The sequence below is a fragment of the Streptomyces lasalocidi genome, from assembly GCF_005280215.1.
Lineage (GTDB): Bacteria > Actinomycetota > Actinomycetes > Streptomycetales > Streptomycetaceae > Streptomyces > Streptomyces longwoodensis.
This window is the reverse complement of record NZ_SZNQ01000001.1, coordinates 7,632,386-7,651,987: the sequence shown is the minus strand read 5'-3', so window position 1 is coordinate 7,651,987 and position 19,602 is coordinate 7,632,386. Positions and strand designations below refer to the sequence as shown.

Annotated in this window: 16 protein-coding genes; 6 read left to right on the top strand and 10 right to left on the bottom strand. The window is 72.7% G+C overall.

Features of this window, described 5'->3' with window-relative positions; genetic code table 11:
- Positions 1 to 156 precede the first annotated feature (156 nt).
- The 7 genes from E4U91_RS38700 to E4U91_RS34395 all read right to left on the bottom strand — a co-directional run bounded on the left by E4U91_RS38700 (position 157) and on the right by E4U91_RS34395 (position 9,110).
- On the bottom strand, positions 157 to 2,325 hold the full coding sequence (locus E4U91_RS38700) for an ATP-binding protein (RefSeq protein ID WP_206666919.1): 2,169 nt from the start codon (positions 2,323 to 2,325) through the stop codon (positions 157 to 159).
- A gap of 259 nt (positions 2,326 to 2,584) precedes the next feature.
- Complete coding sequence (locus E4U91_RS34420; RefSeq protein WP_137310423.1) at positions 2,585 to 3,379, bottom strand: AfsR/SARP family transcriptional regulator; 795 nt, start codon at positions 3,377 to 3,379, stop codon at positions 2,585 to 2,587.
- A 144-nt stretch (positions 3,380 to 3,523) separates the two neighbouring features.
- Positions 3,524 to 4,729 (bottom strand): IS701 family transposase, encoded by a 1,206-nt coding sequence (locus E4U91_RS34415; protein WP_137310422.1) that lies wholly within the window; start codon positions 4,727 to 4,729, stop codon positions 3,524 to 3,526.
- Between the two features lie 280 nt (positions 4,730 to 5,009).
- Positions 5,010 to 6,005 carry a beta-ketoacyl-[acyl-carrier-protein] synthase family protein gene (locus E4U91_RS34410; RefSeq protein ID WP_137310421.1) on the bottom strand — a complete coding sequence of 332 codons (996 nt, stop codon included), beginning with the start codon at positions 6,003 to 6,005 and terminating at the stop codon, positions 5,010 to 5,012.
- Positions 5,996 to 6,856 carry a thioesterase II family protein gene (locus E4U91_RS34405; RefSeq protein WP_241678787.1) on the bottom strand — a complete coding sequence of 287 codons (861 nt, stop codon included), beginning with the start codon at positions 6,854 to 6,856 and terminating at the stop codon, positions 5,996 to 5,998. Before E4U91_RS34405 ends, E4U91_RS34410 begins: the two co-directional genes overlap by 10 nt.
- Positions 6,857 to 7,197: 341 nt before the next feature.
- A complete protein-coding gene (locus tag E4U91_RS34400; protein WP_137310419.1) occupies positions 7,198 to 7,848 on the bottom strand; it encodes a DedA family protein in 651 nt (216 codons plus the stop codon).
- Between the two features lie 314 nt (positions 7,849 to 8,162).
- Positions 8,163 to 9,110 carry an SDR family NAD(P)-dependent oxidoreductase gene (locus E4U91_RS34395; RefSeq protein WP_137310418.1) on the bottom strand — a complete coding sequence of 316 codons (948 nt, stop codon included), beginning with the start codon at positions 9,108 to 9,110 and terminating at the stop codon, positions 8,163 to 8,165.
- Between the two features lie 108 nt (positions 9,111 to 9,218).
- On the opposite strand from E4U91_RS34395, the gene E4U91_RS34390 reads away from it, so the two are divergent.
- Positions 9,219 to 9,884, top strand: a complete 666-nt coding sequence (locus tag E4U91_RS34390; protein WP_137310417.1) for a TetR/AcrR family transcriptional regulator — start codon at positions 9,219 to 9,221, stop codon at positions 9,882 to 9,884.
- Between the two features lie 444 nt (positions 9,885 to 10,328).
- Here E4U91_RS34390 and E4U91_RS34380 read toward each other — a convergent pair whose 3' ends face one another.
- From E4U91_RS34380 to E4U91_RS34370, 3 genes are all read right to left on the bottom strand, one after another.
- Positions 10,329 to 11,171 (bottom strand): DUF3396 domain-containing protein, encoded by an 843-nt coding sequence (locus tag E4U91_RS34380; protein WP_137310416.1) that lies wholly within the window; start codon positions 11,169 to 11,171, stop codon positions 10,329 to 10,331.
- Positions 11,172 to 11,219: 48 nt separating this feature from the next.
- Positions 11,220 to 13,112, bottom strand: a complete 1,893-nt coding sequence (locus tag E4U91_RS39835; RefSeq protein ID WP_338326700.1) for an RHS repeat-associated core domain-containing protein — start codon at positions 13,110 to 13,112, stop codon at positions 11,220 to 11,222.
- 218 nt (positions 13,113 to 13,330) lie between these two features.
- Positions 13,331 to 15,418, bottom strand: a complete 2,088-nt coding sequence (locus tag E4U91_RS34370; RefSeq protein WP_137310414.1) for an MMPL family transporter — start codon at positions 15,416 to 15,418, stop codon at positions 13,331 to 13,333.
- A 121-nt stretch (positions 15,419 to 15,539) separates the two neighbouring features.
- On the opposite strand from E4U91_RS34370, the gene E4U91_RS34365 reads away from it, so the two are divergent.
- The 5 genes from E4U91_RS34365 (at position 15,540) to E4U91_RS34345 (ending at position 19,562) form a co-directional block, all read left to right on the top strand.
- On the top strand, positions 15,540 to 16,082 hold the full coding sequence (locus E4U91_RS34365; RefSeq protein WP_137310413.1) for a MarR family winged helix-turn-helix transcriptional regulator: 543 nt from the start codon (positions 15,540 to 15,542) through the stop codon (positions 16,080 to 16,082).
- 62 nt (positions 16,083 to 16,144) lie between these two features.
- Positions 16,145 to 16,834 carry a GAF and ANTAR domain-containing protein gene (locus E4U91_RS34360; RefSeq protein ID WP_241678786.1) on the top strand — a complete coding sequence of 230 codons (690 nt, stop codon included), beginning with the start codon at positions 16,145 to 16,147 and terminating at the stop codon, positions 16,832 to 16,834.
- 269 nt (positions 16,835 to 17,103) lie between these two features.
- Positions 17,104 to 17,688: a sigma-70 family RNA polymerase sigma factor gene (locus tag E4U91_RS34355; protein ID WP_137310412.1), complete on the top strand. Its 585-nt coding sequence runs from the start codon at positions 17,104 to 17,106 to the stop codon at positions 17,686 to 17,688.
- Complete coding sequence (locus E4U91_RS34350) at positions 17,685 to 18,443, top strand: anti-sigma factor (protein ID WP_137310411.1); 759 nt, start codon at positions 17,685 to 17,687, stop codon at positions 18,441 to 18,443. The genes E4U91_RS34355 and E4U91_RS34350 overlap by 4 nt, the downstream gene beginning before the upstream one ends.
- Before the next feature lie 231 nt (positions 18,444 to 18,674).
- Positions 18,675 to 19,562 carry a MurR/RpiR family transcriptional regulator gene (locus E4U91_RS34345; protein ID WP_137310410.1) on the top strand — a complete coding sequence of 296 codons (888 nt, stop codon included), beginning with the start codon at positions 18,675 to 18,677 and terminating at the stop codon, positions 19,560 to 19,562.
- The last annotated feature ends 40 nt before the right edge of the window (positions 19,563 to 19,602 follow it).

Genomic DNA, 19,602 nt, shown 5'->3' with positions numbered 1-19,602 from the left:
CAACGCGAAAAGGCGACGCCCGCACCGGGGCATGCGGCGGCACGGGCCGACGAGAAGTGGGCCCGTGCCGGGAAGCGGAATGCACGCCGATGGGACGGATTACGAGAAGGGATGTGGTGGTGGGCAGCCGCACGTGTGGAGCGGGGCGCCTGGACGTCAGTTGCCGCAGCCGATGACCTCGCCCCACGGTCCGGTGCTCACCCGCTCGGGCGGGTCCAGGGTCACCGTGGTCGCGTGGTGCTTCCCGCCGCCCCACGACGGCCGGCGCAGCAGCAGTTCGGGGCCCGCGGCGGCGACGACGAACAATCGGCACGGCCCGGTCGACCCGGCGCAGGCCTCGACGGTCTCCAGTACCTGGTCGGAGGCGCGGTGAAGGTCGTCGACGGCGAGCACCACGGGGCGGCGGCGCGCGACCTGTTGGAAGAAGGTGCGCCAGGCATGGAGGGTGTCGGCCAGGCGGTCGTCCCCGCGGTAGGCGTCTCCCGGCCGCGCCGTGCTGCTGACGAGCGGCGCGAGCCGGGACACGATCCAGTCCGCCGTCCGCTCCGACGTGAACAGGTACCGCGTCTCGCGCTCCAGAACGGCCGTGCCGTCCTGAGCGGGGCGCAGCCCGCAGTAGGCGGCCAGTATCTCCGCCTGCGCCTGGAGGGGGTCGTCATCGGGTGCCGACGGCGTACGCCCGGTCAGGAACAGCACCGAGTCGCTCTGGCGCGCGCTCCAGCCGCGGAAGTCCTCCAGTAACTGGTTTCTGCCGCTCGCCTCTTCGCCCAGTACGGTGACCAGGTGCGGCACCGAGCGGAGCCAGGTCCGCCGTACCAGGCCGCTCAGCACGTCCAGTTCGCACGTCTGCCGGGCCCCCACCCCCTGCCCCGGGGCGGACTCCCGCCTTCCCGTCACCCGCCACAGCCGCGGTGCGTCCTCGACCTTGCTGTAGGAGATGGTGCTCGCGGTGGCCCGGCGCACCTCGTCACGCACCCACACCTCGTCGCCGGACACCTCGGTCAGCAGCGCGTGGGACTCGTCCAGGGCGGCGCCCACGACGGCGGGCGCGTCGTCGGACTCCCCGTGCCGCAGCAGTACGTCGCCCACGGTCACGGCGGCGCGTGCCGTCAGCCGGCCCGCCTCGTCGGCGACGACAAGGATGTCGCGGACGGCGAGCGCGGCGAGCACCGCCCGGCTCACGTCTTCCTCGGCGGGGTCCTGCAGGCCGAACAGCGCCAGGGACACCGACCCGATGGAGGCCGTGACCTTTCCTCCGAACCGCTCGATCTGTTCCCGGACCATCAGGGTCGTACCGGCCAGGAGGTCGTCCACGTCCTCCTGCGCGCCGCCGTCCGGGGCGGGAACGAGCCGGGTGGAGACGGACAGGATCGCCACCCTGCGGCGGGCGCCGTCGGTGAAGCGGGCCGGCGCCGGCCCGTCGTCGGGGGGCGGGGGCGCCGGGGCGGTGACCGTGGCCTCGGTGCGGACGATCCCGTAGGCGCCGCCGTCGCGCACCGGGGCGTCGCCGGTCCGGTCCGGCAGCGGTCCGCCGACGCCGGGGGAGAGCGAGATGTCCTGGGCGAGGATCGCCTGCTGCAGGGCCTGCAGTTCGCGGGCCGGCTCCAGTCCCAGGTTCTCCACGAGCTGGGCCCGCAGCCGACTGTAGGCGTTGAGGGCGTCGACCTGTCGGCCGCACCGGTACAGGGCGAGCATCAGCTGGCCGCACGAGCGTTCGCGCAGCGGCTCGGCCTGGACCATGGTCTCCAGTTCGGGCAGGACCTCGTAGTGGCGTGCGCAGGCCAGTTGGGCGTCGAAGTAGTCCTCCAGGACGTCCAGTCGCGTCTTCTCGAGTGCCGCGAGTTCGGGCCAGTCGATCCCGGCTTCCACCAGGTCGGCGAGGGCAGGGCCGCGCCACAGGCCGAGCGCCTCGCGCAGCAGCCCGGCCGCCCGTTCCGGCGCACCCTGGGCCCGCTGTTCCCGCCCCTGGGCGACCCTGCGGTGGAACAGGTGCACGTCCACGTGCTCGGGTATGACCCGCATCATGTAGCCGGCGGGCTGGGTGAGCAGGGTCGGACCCGTCTGCGCGTAGGTGTCGGGCTGCACGGAGTCGGCCCGGGGGCTGAGCAGTCCGCGTATGCCGTACACCGCGTTCTGCAGTATTTTGCGCGCTGTCGTGGGAGCTTCGTCGACGCCCCACAAGGCGTTGAGCAACTGGCTGACGGGCACGACTCGGTTCGGCTGGAGCAACAGGAACCCGAGGGTGGCACGCTGCTTGGTGCCGCGCAGCACCACCGGCCTGCCCTGGTCGAGTACCTCGAGTGGACCCAGTACGCGGAACTGCATTGCTTCCCCCTTGAATGCGGCATGTGTTTCCACACGACGGCTCGGTCCGTGGCGGGTGGTGGAGGGACAGCCGGACCCCTGCGAAGGGGATCCGGATGTCACCGTGGGCCGCCCCGGTCCGAGCCGGTACGAAGGACAGCCACAGCAGACGCCCAGGCGGTCGGCTGGGCGCCGCCGCCGTCTGCCGTCCCTCGTGTCCGCCGTTCCGTGGCGTCGTTGCCCCGGACGGCTTCCGCCGGCGACGGATGGCACACGTTCGTCAGGCGGCCCGGTGGTCCGGCCGGTCCAGGGCCGCGGTGGTGGCCGAATCCAGGATCTGCGCGTGCAGGCGTTTCAGTTCGGCCGAGGGCTCCAACCCCAGTTCGGTTCTGAGCAGGACGTAGAGGTTGTGGTAGGCCTGCAGGGCCTCGCCCCGTCGGCCCACCCGGTGCAGGGCTTGGATGAGCTGGTCGTGGAACCACTCGTGCAGGGGGTATTCCTCGACGAGGGCGCGCAGGTCGGGCAGCACGTGCCGGAACTGGCCGCGTGCCACCGCGATCTCGATGCGCAGTTCCAGGGCCCGCAGGTGCAGTTCCTCCAGGCGGGCGGTGCGGCTCGCGAGGACCGGGCCGACCGGCAGGTTGCTCAGGAGGGGTCCTCGCCACAGGGCGACGGCGCGGGTGACGTGGTGCGAGGCGGCGTCCGGCAGTCGCGCGTCCAGTTCCGTCTGGCTACGGCGGACGAGGTTTTCGAATGCGCGCACGTCGACGTCCTCGTCGGCCACCTCGAGCCGGTAGCCCGGCCCCTGGGTCACCAGCAACTCGCGGCCGGGTGGACAGGCCTGGAGGCCGGCCAGCATGCGCCGGGCGTGGTACACGTGGGTCTGCAGCGTGCGCAGGGCACCGGCCGGAGGGCTCTCGCCCCACAGTTCCCGGATCAGGGTGTCCGTGGCGACCGTCGTGCGCGGCCGGCATGCCAGGACGGCCAGGAGCCGGGAGACCTTGGGGGCTCTGGGGGCGTGGACGTGCCCGTCTTCGGTGACGATTTCAAAGGAACCGCTGAGCTTCAGTTCCACAACGCACGCTCCTGTTCCGGTGCGATCAGTGCTGGTTCAGGGGACTCTTCGAGCTGTCACGAGGCGGGAAGGCGCTGGGGTGCCGAGGGCGGCGGCGCGTTGCCGGGACGGGTCCCGAGGTCTCGTCCCGGGCCGCCGGCCGTGTCATGCGGTGCGTGGCTCGGGCGGGTGGTCCGCCATCGCGTGCACCACCGTGAGCAGCTGGGCGACGGAGACGAGGGTGAGGTGGTGGTGGCACCCCCGGTAGGACCGTCCGGCGTAGTCGCGCAGGCCCAGACGTTCCGAGACGCCGGTCATGTCGTGTCTGACGCGGCCGGGCAGCCGCGCCAGACGCATCAGCGCCGACAGGGGCAGGGTCCGAAGGTTCGTCAGCCAGAAGGAGCGGGGCTCTCGCCGGCTCTCCCACTCGCTGAGCAGCACCAGCTCGAAGGGGTCGTCGCGTGTCGACGGGCCGTCGAAGGCGACCGGGACGGCGGCCGCCGTGACCGCCGGGTCGCACGGGCCGAGGGGGCGTCGCAGTTCCGCCAGCGCGCCGGCGATCCGGGCCGCCGTGCTCGGGCGCGCGTCACAGCGCGGGAGCCGGGCCCGGTCGATCCGCAGGGGCGTTGCGGCCGTCACACGGACGACGAACTCGTCGCCGAGCGACCGGAGTCCGTGGACCACGTCGACCGCGTCGAGTCCGTCGGCGTCCACCACGACCGGGCCGCGCCGGCCGGGCAGCAGGCGGGCGGCGTCGGTCGCGCTCGCCAGGACATGGGCGCCCAGCGCGCCGGCCGTCGCAGTACGGTCACGGCTCCGGGTGCCGTGACCACTGCCGCTGCCTGGAGGGCCACCGGCGCCGGGGCGGCTGCCGGTCGCGCCGCCGAGTTGAGGCGACGGCAACAGGTGCCAGTCCACGGGAACGGACCCCGCCGCCGACACGAGCCAGGCACCCAGGGCCTGCGGGCCCGTCCCGGCCGGCGTCCGCCGGCGTAGTGCGCAGCGCTCGGTCCCGGCCGCACGGGGCACGGCCCCCAGGACGACGGCGGGCTCGACGACCAGGGCCTCGGGCGACAGCACCTGCTGCGCGTACCGGGCCAGGGAACGGCGCACCGGCCGCCAGTCCCACGGGGAGGCGGTGATGAAGTGGTGCACGCTCTGGCCGGCCGCGGCGCCGCCCCACTGCGCGCCGATGGACGTGAGCGTCTTGCGTCCCGGTACGTCGAGCAGGGCCCGTACGTACTGCTCGGCCTTGCGCCGGTACCCGCTGCGCGCCAGGGACGCGAAGACAGGGACGCTCGCTTCGGCGACCAGCGATGCCGGTACGGATGGCCCGTGCGCCGCACCCGCACACGGTCCTGCAGACCACATCGCGAAGCCCCCCACCGCGTCACGCAACGTCTGATTAGAACGAACGCCCTTTCTAGGGGGCGCTATCCACGCTCCAACACAACCATTGTGAACGGCGCTTTGTACAGCCCGAAGTGATCTTTATGGCGGTAGATAGAGGGGGAAACACGGACAAGTCGCCCCGACATATGCCCGGAAGGGAACCCCTCAGGGTCAAGATTCGGTCACGGAAACGGAGTGGATCGATCGAAATACTAGAGCGACCGTCCGTCTGGCTGAGGGCAGAGGGGTGAGAGCGCGATCAGCCGGTGCCGGTGATCTCCAGGACGGCGCAGCCGACGCCATGCCCGTCGCCGCCGACCAGCACGACGGTGCCCCCGTACCGGGGCCGGTCCTCCTCCAACAGCCGGGCCAGTGCCGCCACATGTCCACCGGATGTCCGAGCGCCGCCGTCCCCCGGGGCGAGGACGTAACAGCCGACGTCGTCCACGGTGCGCTCGCACTCCGCCAGCGCGAGCCGTACCGCCTCACCCTCGCGCCCACCGAGCCCGATGGCGTGTTCCGGCACGGCGATCGGTCGGGACGGGGTGCCGTGCACGGGCGCGGCGCACTCCGTGGCAGGGCGCCGACCGCGCCCCCTCACCCACGCCCATGTCCCGCGTTTCCCCGGTGTCCCCGGCGCGTTGCGGTGCGCGGGCACCTGCCACGGGAGATCCGTGCGCAGCAGGGCGCCGTACGGCGGATCGCCCAGCACGACGGTCGACAGCAGCCGGGCCCCGCCGGCCGCCGTCGTGAGGACCAGTCCGGCCGCCTCGCCCGTGCTCCCCCCGCCGGGTTGCTCCGGCCGGCCGTCCGGGTACGTCGACGCACCGTCCACGGCGGTGACCAGGGCGATCAACGGCGTCTCGGGCCGGCCCGAGACGTACTGCGCTGCCAGATGCAGGGCCAGCACGCCGCCGGCCACAGGCCGGCACACCTCCCAGGCGGTGGCCGCCGGACAGCCGAGCCCGCGCAGCACCGCAGCCGCCGTGCCGGCCCCGGCACCGGGGCCACCGGCCGTGGCGTGCAGGACGAGATCCACCCCGCCGTCCGGCGCCCCCGACCGACGCCGCGCGGTCAGCGCCGCACGCACCACCATGTCCGCCGGGTCGGTCCGCCCGGCGGGAGCCTGCCACGGCCTCCCCCGCAGTCCCCGGCGCGTCTCCCCCACGGCTGCGGAAGCGTCGTAGGACCGTTCCGCGGCAGTGGTGGTGGCGGCGCCGCCGATCCAGACGTCGGTCCAGCGGTTCACCTCCATGCGGAACCCGACCCTTCCGAGCCACCGCCCGAGGCCCCTGTTGCCACGCTCCGCGCACCGGCTCCGGCCTGCGTGGCGCCCCCGTCCACCGGACTGCGGTCCGGCTCGGCCAGGGCGGCGGTGACGATCCGGGCGACGGCGTCCAGGTTGGGGCCGTCGTTCAGGTAGAAGTGGGCGCCGGCGAACACCCGGCAGTCCGTGGGTGCGGTGGTGAAGGCCTCCCAGGCGGCGGCCTCGGCCACTGGGACCACCGGGTCCCGGTCCCCGATGAGCACGGTGAACGGAACGTGCAGCCGGGGACCGGGGGTGCGGGCGTACGAGCCGAGCGCCTTGTAGTCGGCCCGCAGCGCGGGCAGGACCATCTCCCGTACGTCCGGATCGTCGAGGAGATCGGCCGCCGTGCCGCCCAACCCGGCCGCGACGGCGAGCAGTTCCGCGTCCGTGCCGATCCGGTCGTGCACGCCGGGCTCGTCACCCGGTGCTCCCCGGCCGGACAGGAACAGCCGGACGGGGGCGCCGTGCCCGTGCAGCCGGCGGGCCGTCTCGTAGGCGACGACGGCGCCCATGCTGTGCCCGAAGAAGGCGTACGGCCCCCTCACGTGCCGCGTCACCTCCTCGGCGACGGCGTCCGCGAGGAGCCCGATGTCCGCGACCGGCGCCTGGTGCCGTCGGTCGTGGCGGCCCGGATACTGCACGCTCAGCACCTGGCAGCCCGGCGCCAGGAGCCGGGCGAGCCGGACGTAGGCGCTGGCCGCGCCGCCGGCATGCGGAAAGCAGACCAATTGCACGCCGGGACCGGCGCCGGGCCGCTTCTCGACCGGAGCGTACGTCCGGAACCACTCGCTGCTCACGTGCACTCTCCTGGCTCGCACCTCGACCTGACGGCCCGCAGGCCGGGACCATGATGCGGGCGGTGACTCAAAGTCCGGCCAAGAAGCACACAAAGCGACGGGGAGCCGACGGGAAAAGTGACATCGACGGCCATCGGGGTTTGCCTGCGGCGGCGACGACGGACGACGATCCTGGCGCCAGGGAGGGCCCGGCGCCGGGTTCCGGCGCAAGGCCCTCGTTCCTTCCCGGGTCGTTGTCGCGAGGGGTGTGTGCCGACGGAAACCCTCCCCGGGGGCCGGCCGGGCCGATGACCAGATCCCCCGCACCATCGACCCGGCCGGAGGCACGCACGCGTCGGGCATCAGGAGGCCGACGCACGGTCCTGCGGTTGCCGGTGACGGCGCTTCCACCACCCGCGGGCGAGGAGGAGAGCGAGGAACAGGGCGAGGGCGGGGAGCAGCAGGAGCTGGTAGCGCACGGCCTCGCGGTACAGGGGGCCGATGTTGGTGCCGGCGCCGTAGCCGAGCGCCGTCCACGCACCCGCCCATGCGGCGGCGCCGACCGCGTTGGCTGCGGAGAACGACGCATGGGGCAGGTGATTGGCGCCGGCGAGCAGGCCGTTGGTCTGGCGCAGCACGTCCACGAAGCGGGCGGCACAGACGATGCTCGTGCCGCGGCGCCGGTAGAAGGATTCCGCGCGCGCGTAGCGCTGCGGGGTGAGGCGGACGTAGTGGCCGTACCGGTTGATCAGCGCACTGCCCTGGCGGCACCCCAGCAGATAGGCCGCTTCCGCGGCGGCGGTGGCGGCCGCCCACGCGACCAGGACGACGGCGATGACGTTCATCCGGCCGGTCCCCGCATAGACGGCGGCCACGATCAACATCGTCTGCCCGGGGACGGGGATCAGCGCGTTGTCCAGGCCGACCAGCAGCGCCAGCGCCGCGTAGCCGCCCTTGTCCAGCAGCGGCTCGAGATGGGCCAGCGCGCCGGGCAGCCCCGGCCCCGCGCTCACCGCTGACTCCCGGGCACCGCGGGCATCACGGCCCACCGCAGCCGGCCGAACGGATACGCGTACGGGCACCACCTGGGGCCGGTCCGGGACACAGCTGCACCAGGGGCAGCCGTACTCGGCCGGCCCAGGTAAGTGATCTTCACGCCGGCAACTCCCAGGTTTCCCCGCGCACGTCCTGATGGATTCGCAGTACCCGTCCTGCGTCGCCCGATGCCGCTTCGGCATGCCGTCGTGATCCGGTCACGGAATCTTGCGGCGCAGTGCGCGCGCCGGACAGCCCGATGGGGCCGGTGCCCCCTGCCGGCGCGCGCGGACTACACCGTGGCGGCCGGTTCGGGGAGGACGGAGTGCTGCTGGGACCGGGCCGCAGGGAACTTCACCCCGGTGAGGTCTTCGGAGACGGCCCACAGCCGCTGCTGGACGGCCACCTCGTACGACTGCGGGCTGGAGGTGACCAGCCGGGGGTGGCCCTTGATCTCGTAGCTCCCGCCGGGACCGTAGTACTGGCCGCCGAGCGCGCCGGGGTCGGTGGCGGCGCGCAGGGTGGGCAGGGCGCCCATGGCCGGTGTCTGGGTGATCAGCGGCGCGAGCCAGGTGACGGGCATGCGCAGCGCGGCGGGCGCGTTGCGGACGAGTTCGGTGTTGGACACGCCGGGGTGGGCGGCCAGCGCGACCGTGGTGCCGTGCGCGGCGAGCCGGCGCTGCAGTTCGTAGGTGAACATCAGGTTGGCGAGTTTCGCCTGGCCGTAGGCGCCGATGCGGCTGTACGAGCGTTCCCACTGGAGGTCGTCGAAGTGGATGGCGGCCCGGATGCGGTGGCCGGTGCTGCTGACCGTCACGACGCGTGAGCCGGGCACGGGCAGGAGCCGGTCCAGCAGCAGGCCGGTCAGGGCGAAGTGGCCGAGGTGGTTGGTGCCGAACTGCGTCTCGAAGCCGTCGGCGGTGGTCTGCCTCGGGGTGTACATGACGCCGGCGTTGTTGATCAGCAGGTCGATCCGGTCGAACCGGGACCGCAGGGCCGCCGCCGCGGTCCGTACGGAGTCGAGCGAGGTCAGGTCCAGCGCCTGTACGGACACGTCGCCGGTCATGCGGGCCGCGGCCCGCTCGCCCTTCTCGACGTCGCGCACCGCGAGGACCACGGACGCCCCGCGCTCGGCGAGCGCCTTGGCGGTCTCGTACCCCAGTCCGGTGTTGGCCCCGGTCACCACGGCCACCCGCCCGCGCTGGTCCGGAATGTCAGCCGTCGTCCATTTACCACTCATGCCAGGCTCCCACTTCGTTAAGTACCGGAGGTATCTTGTGCCATCGACGTTAAAGTACTCCCGGTACGTTGTCAACGTACCGGAGGTACGTAAGTTAGGCTGGTGATCGTGACTTTCCAGCGGGCGCGGACCGAGGAGCAGCGGGAGCTCCGCCGACGGGCGATCCTCGACACGGCGTCGGCGATGCTCGACGAGATGCCGGTGGCCGCGGTCACCCTCAACGAGCTCAGCCGCCGGGTAGGCCTGGCGAAGCCGAACGTGCTGCGCTACTTCGAGTCGCGCGAGGCGGTGCTGCTGGAACTCCTGGACCGCTTCCTGCAGGAGTGGCTGACGGAACTGTCGGGAGAACTGGCCGCCGGCGTCGGCGCAGACCTCCCCATGCCCGGGCGGGCGGCAGCGGTGGCCGAGATCCTCAGCAGCTCGCTGTCCCGCCGGAAGGTGCTGTGCGAACTCTTCGGCGCCCAGGGAAGCGTCCTGGAACACAACGTCTCCGTCGAGGTCGTGGCCCGCTACAAGCGCGCCTCCCTGGAGCGCCTGACCACCATGACCGACCTGATCCGCGGGCACCTGCCGGAGCTGGGCGAGAACGCCACACTGTTCAGCCTGCAGACCATGGTCGTGGCCGGCGCGGTGTCGGCGTTCAGCACTCCCCCGCCAAGCCTGCGGGCGGCCTACGAGGCCGAACCCGACCTGGCCCGCTTCCACTTGGAGCTGAAGGACTACCTGGAGCAGGCCCTGACCGCGACCCTCCTGGGTGTGCTGCCCCGCGGCTGACCAGCGTGGCACCGAGCCCCTCCACGCGCGGAGCGCGAAGGCGGCACCCGTACGCGGAATTCCAGCCGCCGGCCCTGCTTCACCTGCGCCGGTTGACCGGGCATGGCTCATTCAGGATGTGACGACATGGTGGGCAGCGAACCGGGTGCTGAGCTGGGGCCGTTCTCGTCTGCAGGCGCGCAGGCCACGCCGTGGGCGTCGGTGGTGGGGCTGGGCGAGGCGGTGATCACAGGCGACCAGCTCGTTGATACCGGAGTCGAGACCGGCTCGCAGGTTGTCGTCCATCGCCGACGAGACGTCCACCACGCTCGGCTGGGCCGGTGGCGGCGGCAGCTACGTATATGCCGACACCTCCACCGGCATCTCCTTCGCGATGACCAAGACGCGTCCCACGCCCCACTTCCACATCGCACAACGCCTGGCAGACCTGACGACGGATCCTCCTCAGATGCCGCTCGCGTCCTCGAATACCACGCGGAGCTTCTCCCGGGCGGGGTCGTCCTGTGGGATGCCCGGGGGAAGTACGGGGGCGAGGACACGGAAGACCTGGCGCATGGCCCGGTCGTCGTACCCGGCGAGCGTCTCGGTCGCCTGTAGCAGCAGGCCGCCGCCCCGCAGTTCCCGTACGGCGTGGAAGGCGCCGGTCGCGGTGAGGCGTGGGGAGCCGCCGAGGCGGGCGGCGAGTTCGCCGGGCATGCCGGTGATCCAGGAGTAGCCGCGCAGGTGGGTGCGGGACTCCTGGAGGTACCTGCGGTGGGTCCGCCGCAGTGCGGCCTCCAGGTCGGGGGTGTCGTGGAAGTTCAGGTGGTCGACGCGGGCGAAGACGGGATTCGCGCCGTCGAGGGCGGCGGCCAGGAAGTCGACGAGGCGGGCGCAGAAGGCGGGGTCGGAGATCCGGTTTCCGACCAGGAGGGCCGCGGACAGTTCGGTGTGCGTACCGCCGCGGCCCCTGTGCTGGCTGCCGACGCGTCCGAAGTCGTCGACCCATTCCTCCTCGTCCACCGAGGGCTCGTGGAAGCCGGCATTGGCGTGGAAGGGGTTCGTACGCAAGGCTTCCGCGAGCGCCGGCCAGTTCGCCCGGAGGTCCTTGAGCCGGATCTCCTCATCACCGCTGATTGTCTGGGTGACGGCCGCGTAGGAGCCCATGGTCTCCTTCGCCTCGCCCAAAAAGAAGGTGTCGATCGCGGTGCGGAACCAGTGGACGACGAGGTCCCCGCGCGGTGCGGGCGCCCGCTCGTCCAGCGTGGCCCAGATGGTCACGTCCATGCTGGGTGCCTCTTCATCCATCGTGGCCTTCTCCTTCTCCCATCACTTCCGACCCTAGTGGGCGCCTGGTCAGGCGAAGGCTCCGCCCGTCAGACCGTTGAAGACGAACCCGACCGTGAACAGCACACCGGTGAAGATCATCACTCCCGCTCCGGCCTTCTGCGCGCCCGGCGACACTTCGAAGCCACCCGCGGCCCCACCTGCCGAGGCTACCCCGGTCGGGCCAGGCGCTGGTTCCAGAGCCGGGGCGTCGACCGTGCCCGGCGCGGGTTCCTCGACCGGAGCCGCGGTGCTCGCTGTGGGCTTGGGAATAGGACTGGGGCCGGGCCTGGGCGTGGGATTGTCGCGGTTCTTGCGGCCGTAGAAGCGCATGCCGGGGTACTCCGCCTTGGACCAGACGTTCACGATGCCCTCGCGTGACGCCGCCCGGCCGGAGAGCAGGCCGGGGCCGCGCTCCACGGTCCGGTCGTCGCCCTGGTCCTCCAGGTAGTCGGACATACCCTCGACATACCTGGTGAGGTCCTTCGGCCCGTCGGTCTTGCCGTACTCGTTGCCCGGCTTGACCTCCCAGATGTACACCTTGTCCTTCGTCCACAGGATGACATCCGCGGCGCCGTCGTTGCCGGTGCTGTTGCCGCTCGCGCCCGGAACGGTGTTGGCGGTGGTGCCGCCGTCGCCCACGTCCACTGTGACGTAGCCCTCGACCTTGTACTCCATGGCCCACACCTGCGCCGCGTACCCCGACTGGCAGACGGCCGCGTCATGGCCGCTCATGTGGAAGGTCAGGGCGCAGGCGGAGCCGACGTTGCTCTTGCCGCCGTGCCGGACGACCGTCTTGCCGCTGCTGCCCTTGCCGTTGCTGCCGGACCCGGGGGAGGGAGACTTCTTGTGGTGGGTGACTGGCATTCCGCCCCGGCACTCGATGAGGCCCTCGGCGCACTCCATGAGCTGCTCACCGCTCGGGTCGGAGAAGGAGACCGGGTTGTTGGCGGCGTAGGTGTAGCCATTGAGGGTCTGCGGCTTGTCGGTCTCCAGGAGCGGGTCGGCGCTGATGAAGCGGCCCGTGGACGGGTCGTACTCGCGGGCGCCGATATGGGTCAGCCCGGTGCTCGCGTCCGCCGTCTTGCCGAGGAAAGCCTTGTCGTCGGGCCAGCTGCCGGTTCCGCCGGAGCGGGTCGCGCCGAAGGGTGTGGTGTAGCGCTTGGTGACGGCCTGGGTCGACGAGTTGAGCGCGACGCTGGACGTGCCGTGCTGGTCGGCGGCGAGCCAGCACACGGTGTCGGTGCCGGTCTTGTTGCTGCGCAGGGCGACCGCGTTGCCGTCGAACCCGTAGTACCGCTGCCCCCAGTACCTGCCGGTGGCGTTGTTCAGGTGGACCTCGGTGGTGCCCAGGTAGAGGACGGTCTCGCCGGACGCGTTGCGACGGATGAGCAGGTTGCCGTCGGCGTCGTAGACGTAGCCGGTGCTGGCGGCGCCCTCCTTCAACTCGGCGAGCTTGCCCTCGGGCGACCAGGTGAGGGACTGGGTGGCGGTGCCGTCAGGGCGGCTGGTGGTGTTGCCCGCGGTGTCGTAGCCATAGAAGGGGATGACCCCGGTACAGGAGGCCGCCGTGGTGGTCGCGTTCAGGGCGTGAGGCTGGGTGGAGCTGTAGCAGTAGGTCTTCGTCATGGTGGCGGACGTGGTGTGGGTGGTCTCGGTGGCGCGCAGTCCCGGGTCCGTGTAGGTGTACGACGTCCAGTACGGGCTCGGCCCGCCCAGCCCTGACGTCGTGCGGGTCGGCGCCGGGAGACTATCGGACTGCCCCGTGCTGGTGGGTGCGTCGGGGTAGTCGTCGAGGATCCCGCCGAAGGCCTCGCGCAGCCGTCCGGAGAACTCGTCAGCGACTTCAGGGTTACACGCGATCTGACGGCCGATGGTACTGAAGCCCGGATCGTCGTCGGCCGGCGTGGATTTGTTCGCCAAAACGGGTTCTGGCTCACTTTCCGCGGAGCGGTTCCGGAGAGTCAGATCTTAGGGGCCGCCGATCACTTCGCGGCCTTCGGCGTCGTTGCCGAAGGTGTCGTCCAGGAAGCGGGTCCAGCGCGGAATGGGGGCGGGCCGGGGGACCGACGGTGGTGGAGCGGTCGAGCGGGGGCGCCCCGTCGCAGGGACGGAACGGAGCGCACCCGCTCACGTCCGGCTCAACTCCGCTCCCCCGCCTCCCGGGCCAGGCGGCTCGGCCACCACACCGTGCGGTCGATGTCCCGGACGAGGGCCGGCACCAGCAGCGAGCGGACGACGAGGGTGTCCAGCAGCACGCCGAAGGCCACGATGAAGGCGATCTGCGCGAGGAACGCGAGCGGGATGACGATGAGGGCCGCGAACGTCGCCGCCAGGACGACGCCGGCCGAGGTGATGACCCCTCCGGTGGCGATCAGTCCGCGGAGCACGCCCTGCCGGGTGCCGTGGCGCAGGGTCTCCTCCCGGACCCGGGACATCAGGAAGATGTTGTAGTCGACGCCCAGGGCGACCAGGAAGACGAACCCGTACAGCGGGACGGAGGCGTCCGTGCCGGAGAAGCCGAAGCCGTGCGTGAAGACCAGGCTCGCGATGCCCAGCGTCGCCAGGTAGTTGAGCGCCACGGTCGCCACCAGCAGTACCGGCAGCAGCAGGGAGCGCAGCAACAGCACCAGGATGACCAGGATGATCGCGAGGACGACGGGGATGATGACCGTGCGGTCGTGTGCCGCGGTGCGCTGGGTGTCGTACTGCTGGGCGGTGTAACCGCCGACCAGGGCACCGGCGTCGAGGGCGTCGAGCCGGTCCCGCAGCCGGCGCACGGTGTCCTTGGCCGCCCCGCTGTCCGGCGCGGCCGTGAGGGTCGCGTCGAGGCGGACCCGGCCGTCGACCACCAGCGGTGCCCCGCCCGGGGCGCCGGACGCGGTCACCGCGCGGACGTCCGCCACGCCCCGGGTGCCGGCGGCGGCCCGTGCCACCTCCGCCCGCTTCGACGCGTCGGCGATGATCACGGCCGGCTGGCCGGAGCCGCCGGGGAAGTGCTTGCCGAGGGCCTGCTGCGCGGCGACGGACGGGGCGTCGTTGATGAACAGTTCGTCCAGGGGCACGCCCTTCGACTCCAGGGTGGGGAAGAAGGCGGCCGCGCCCACGAGCAGGGCCGTCGTGCCCAGCCACAGCCGCCGGGGACCGCTGTCCACCCGGTGCGCGACCCGTCGCCAGATGCCGTGGCCGCCGGTGGCCGCGTCGGCCGACCGCGGCTTGGCCGGCCAGAAGGCGGCCCGGCCCAGCAGGGCGAGCACGGCGGGCAGGAACGTCAGCGTGGTGGCCACCGCGCACACGATGCCGATGGCGCCCACCGGGCCCAGCGCGCGGTTGTTGGTCAGGTCGCTGATCAGCAGGGCCAGCAGGCCCAGGGCGACGGTCGCGGCGCTGGCGGTGATCGCGCCGAGGGACCCGCGCAGGGCGGCGAGGGCGGCGGCCGCCTTGTCGTCCCGGTGCGACAGCTCCTCGCGGAAGCGCGCCGTCAGAAGCAGCGCGTAGTCGGTGGCCGCGCCGATCACCAGGATGGACAGGATGCCCTGCACCTGCCCGTCGACGCGTACGACGTCGTGGTCGGCGAGGACGTAGACGAGGGCGCAGGCCACGCCGAGCGCGAAGACGGCGCTGACGATGATCAGAAACGGGAGCAGCACGCTGCGGTAGACGAGCACCAGGATGACCAGCACGGCCGCCAGCGCCACGCCGAGGAGGATGCCGTCGATGCCGGCGAAGGCGTCGCCGAGGTCGCCCTGGGTGGCGGCGGGCCCGGCGATCTGCACCCGTGCGCCGGGGACGTCGCCCGCGCTCGCCCGGACCTGGTCGAGCACCTCGGGCAGCCGTTCGCCCAGGCTGGGGCTGAGCGGGACGACGCCTTGCAGCGCCTGGCCGTCCTGCGAGCGGAGCGCGGGCGAGGGCCTGCCCGCGACGCCGTCGACGTCGGCCAGGGAGGCCAGCCGCCGGGTGGCGTCGGCCTGCTGGGCGGCACTGACCTTCCCGCCGTCCCGCGCGGTCCACAGGACGACCGCGGGCAGCGTCTCCTCCTGGTGGAAGGCCTTCTGCTCCTCGATGACCCGGGTGGACTGGGCGTTGCGCGGCAGGAACGCCGCCTGGTCGTTGGTGGCCACCTCGCCGAGCTTGCCCGCGTAGGAACCGAAGGCTCCGCCCAGGCCGAGCCACACGAGGACGAGGACGAGGGGAACCAGCCGGCGGACCGGTCGGCGCAGGGCGCTCATGCACTTCCCAACGGGCGTGAGGGGGACGTCGACGGAAGGGTGCCTCGAACGAGGCGACTCAAACGTAAAGTATCTCAGCCGAAAAGTATCTCAATGATCGAGTGATCGTATCCTGAGGGGTATGGAACGCAGCAGCAGGGACAGCCGGCCCGCCACCTCCGACGAGAGCGCCACGGACGAGGCCGGCGCTCACGACCGCGCTCCCGACCTGCAGACCTACGCCGTCCTGCTGCGCACCCTGAACAGCGAATTCAACCGCCACGCCCACGCGTTCGCCCAGCGCCACGACCTGCACGCCACCGATGTCCACGCCCTGGCGGCCATCCTGGACTCCACGGCCCTGGAGGGCCGTCCGATGACCCCGTCGCGGCTCGCCGAGCGCCTGAACCTCACCTCCGGCGCGGTGACCGCCTGCCTGGACCGGCTGGAGCGGGCCGGGCACATCAGCCGGACCCGGGACAGCGCCGACCGGCGGGTCGTGCACCTGGTCTACAACCCCGGCGCCCGGGCGCTCGCCCGCCAGTACTTCAGCCCGCTGGCCCGCAGCACGGAGGCGACCATGCGGCAGTTCACGCCCGCGCAGCTGGCCACGGTCGCCGACTTCCTGCACACCCTGAACCAGGAGCTGACGGCGGAGGCGTCACCCGGCCGCACGGGCGGGTGAGCGGTCATGGACCGAGCGGGTAGGCGTGCGGGGAGACGACCGACGGGCCTGCAGGAGGCGCAGTGGACTGGCGTGGATTCGCCGAGCAGATGGCGACGATGGCGCGTGATCTCCTGGCACAGGACTCGGTCGATGCCACGCTGGAGCGCATCACCCGGTCCGCGACCGACCTGGTCGAGGGGTGCGACGCGGCCGGCGTGCTGATCCTGCACGGCGCGACCGTGGAGACCCTCGCACCCACCGATCAGCTGGTCCTCGACAGCGACCGGCTCCAGGAGCGCCTCCAGGAGGGCCCCTGCTTCGACGTGGCGCGCAGCCGCACCGAGCGCGTGTTCCGCATCGCGGACCTCACCACGCAGGAGCAGCGCTGGCCGGCCTACGCTCCCCCGGCGCGTGCGCTGGGCGTGGGCAGCATGATGGGCTTCCTGCTGTACACCGAGGACGAGGAACTCGGGGCGATGAACCTCTACGCCCGCCGCGCGGGCGCGTTCACCCCGGACAGCGAGACGGCGGGGTGGCTGCTGGCCTCGCACGCGGCCGTGGCCCTGTCGTCCGCCCGCACCCACGCGCAGTTGGGCGAGGCCATCGCCACCCGGCACACCATCGGCGAGGCGATGGGCATCCTCATGGGCGGTCACCGGCTCTCCGAGGGCCAGGCGTTCGACGTGCTGCGGCGCTACTCCCAGGAACGGAACGTCAAGCTGCGCGAAGTGGCCCGGCTGGTCTGCGAGCAGGGCGGTCTGGAGGCCTGAACGGGGCGACGGCGGCGCCCCTCCGTACGCCTCCCCGGGCTCCCGCCGCACGCCCGTACGCCCGTACGCCCGTACGCCCGTACGCCCTCACATGCTCCCGCCTGCATCCGCAAGGGGGCGGTCCGGCCAAGAGAACGCGTGGGCGGTCCGGCCGGGAGAAGCGCGTGGACCGTCCGGCCGAGAGAAACGCGTGGACGCCGGACCAATCCGCCGGCCGTCCGGCTCCGGATTCCACCGGACCATTGCGCAACCCCCGCGGGAGGAGCCTCGTGAAAGAGCCGGTCTTCATCGGCAGGAAACCCGTCGCCGAGCCGGACCTGGAAGAGCTGGTCGGCCGGGTGGCCCTCGGCGACCAGGAGGCGTTCGCGGCGGTGTACGACGTGGCCGCGGGCCCCGTCCTCGGCGTGGTGCGCAGCGTGCTGCGGGACCGGGCGCAGTCGGAGGAAGTGATGCAGGAGGTCCTGGTGGAGGTGTGGCGCACGGCGCCCCGCTACCGGTCGGACCGGGGCACGGCGATCAACTGGATCCTCACCCTCGCCCACCGGCGCGCGGTGGACCGGGTGCGGTCCGTGGAGGCCTCGGCGGCACGGGAGCACAAGGCGGCCCTGCTCGACCGGCTCCCGGAGTACGACGAGGTGACCGAGCAGGTGCAGACCCGTCTGGAGCGGGAGCAGGTGCGGCGCTGCCTGCGGACGCTGACGGAGTTGCAGCACCAGGCCGTGACGCTGGCCTACTACCGCGGGCTGACCTACCGCCAGGTCGCCGAGGCGCTGGCCCTGCCGCTGGGCACCGTGAAGACCCGCCTGCGCGACGGACTGATCCGGCTGCGCGACTGCCTGGGGGTGACCGCATGACCACGCGCGAGGACCTGCACGCGCTGACCGGCGCGTACGCGCTGCACGCACTCGACGAGGACGAGCGGACCGCGTTCCGGCGGCACCTGGACCACTGCGACTCCTGCGCGCAGGAGGTCGCCGAATTCTCGGCCACGGCCGCCCGGCTCGGCCTGGCCGCGGTCGACACACCGCGCGCCGTCCTGCGCGAACAGGTGCTGCGCCGCGTCACGACCGTACGGCAGGAGCCCCCGGGTGGGGCCGCGGCCGTACCCGCCCGGTGGCGGGGCACCCCGCGCAGGCGGCGCGCCGCACAGTGGGCGCTCGCGGCCTGCCTCGCGGGCGCCGTGGGCCTGGGCGGCGTCGCCGTGTGGCAGCACGACCGGGCCGAAGCGGCGCACGTCGCGGCCCGACGGGCCGAACAGCGGGTGAACGACATCAGCGCCGTCCTGTCCGCGCCGGACGCCCGCACGGCGAGGACCCGGTTCGACGGGGGCGCCGACGGCACGCTCGTCGTCTCGCGCGGTCTGGACCGGGCGGTGTTCGTCGCCGCCGGGATGGAGCGGCCGCCCGGCGGCAAGGTGTACCAGCTCTGGCTGAACGACCACGGCACCATGCGCCCGGCCGGGCTCATGGACCCCGACCGCGAGAGCGAGGCGGTGCTGCTGCGCGGCGACGTGGTGTCGGCGTCGGGTCTGGGCATCACGGTGGAACCGGCCGGCGGGTCGGACCGCCCGACGTCCGCGCCGATCGCGCTGGTGGCCTTCCCCGCGTGAGCGGGGGCGGGGGCGGGGGCAGGGGCGGGCCGTAGCGGCCGGGCGTGGACAGGGCGCCGGTGCGTACGGGAGCGGCGGGACGGGCGGCCCGCCGGAGGCCGGGGCGGCCGGGGGCGGCTGTCGCCGGGGGCGTAACAGGCGATACATTCGCACCGTGAGCAATCAGTTCCTGTACCGGCGCGCCGTCGACCGGCGGCCCCGCGCCCAGGCGTCCCGCCCGGGGTGTGCGGCATGAGCGGCACGCTGGCCGACGAGATCCGCGCCCGGCTCGGCGAACTCAGCCCCGCCGAGCGCAAGGTCGCCCGGGTCCTGCTCGCGGGGTACCCCGCCGCCGTGTTCGAGACCGTCGCCACGATCGCCGAGCGTGCGGCGGTGTCGACGCCGACCGTCCTGCGGTGCGCCACCCGGCTGGGGTACCGCGGCTTCCCCGACCTCCAGGCCGCCCTGCGCGCGGAGCTCGACGAACGCAATGCCTCACCGATCACCCTGTACGAGAGCGCCGCGGCCGCGCCCGAGCCGGACGGTACCGCCGACCCCTCCGGCGGGCCGGAGGAGGAGCCGCTGCTCGACCGGCAGTTGAGCACGGTCACCCACGCGGTGTCCCGGACGTTCCGTGAGGTGTCCCCCCATGACTTCGGCCACGCGGTCGAGTTGCTCGGCGACGAGCGGCGCCGCGTGCACCTGGCGGGCGGCCGGTTCACGCACCTGCTGGCGCAGTACCTCGGACTGCACCTGATGCAGTTCCGCGACCAGGTGTCCTTCCTGCCCGACCGCGACGTCGAACGGACCGCGTACCTGACCCAGTTGGGCCGGCGCGACGTCACCGTGGTCTTCGACTACCGGCGCTACGAGGAGGACAAGACGGTCGTCGCGGAGCTGGCGCGGGAGCACGGCGGCAAGGTGGTCGTGTTCACCGACCCGTGGCTGTCCCCCGCGGCTGCGCACGCCGACGTCGTCCTCACCAGCCACGTCACGTCCACCTCGCCCTACGACAGCCTCACGCCGACGCTCGCGCTGATCGAGTCGCTCGTCGCGGCGGTGCTCCACCGCATCGGGCCCGCCGCGCACCAGCGGATGAAGGACGCCGAGGGGGTCGCCCGGCGCATCGGCCTGCTGTGACGGCGGACGGGCCGGACGCCTCGCGGAGGTGCCCGGCCCG

Coding starts and splice junctions, on each gene's coding strand:
- E4U91_RS34380 (WP_137310416.1), bottom strand. CDS start 11,171: ATGGATGAAGAGGCACCCAGCATGGACGTGACCATCTGGGCCACGCTG.
- E4U91_RS34395 (WP_137310418.1), bottom strand. CDS start 9,110: ATGAGTGGTAAATGGACGACGGCTGACATTCCGGACCAGCGCGGGCGG.
- E4U91_RS34410 (WP_137310421.1), bottom strand. CDS start 6,005: ATGGAGGTGAACCGCTGGACCGACGTCTGGATCGGCGGCGCCGCCACC.
- E4U91_RS34415 (WP_137310422.1), bottom strand. CDS start 4,729: ATGTGGTCTGCAGGACCGTGTGCGGGTGCGGCGCACGGGCCATCCGTA.
- E4U91_RS34370 (WP_137310414.1), bottom strand. CDS start 15,418: ATGAGCGCCCTGCGCCGACCGGTCCGCCGGCTGGTTCCCCTCGTCCTC.
- E4U91_RS38700 (WP_206666919.1), bottom strand. CDS start 2,325: ATGCAGTTCCGCGTACTGGGTCCACTCGAGGTACTCGACCAGGGCAGG.
- E4U91_RS34345 (WP_137310410.1), top strand. CDS start 18,675: ATGAGCGGCACGCTGGCCGACGAGATCCGCGCCCGGCTCGGCGAACTC.
- E4U91_RS34365 (WP_137310413.1), top strand. CDS start 15,540: ATGGAACGCAGCAGCAGGGACAGCCGGCCCGCCACCTCCGACGAGAGC.
- E4U91_RS34350 (WP_137310411.1), top strand. CDS start 17,685: ATGACCACGCGCGAGGACCTGCACGCGCTGACCGGCGCGTACGCGCTG.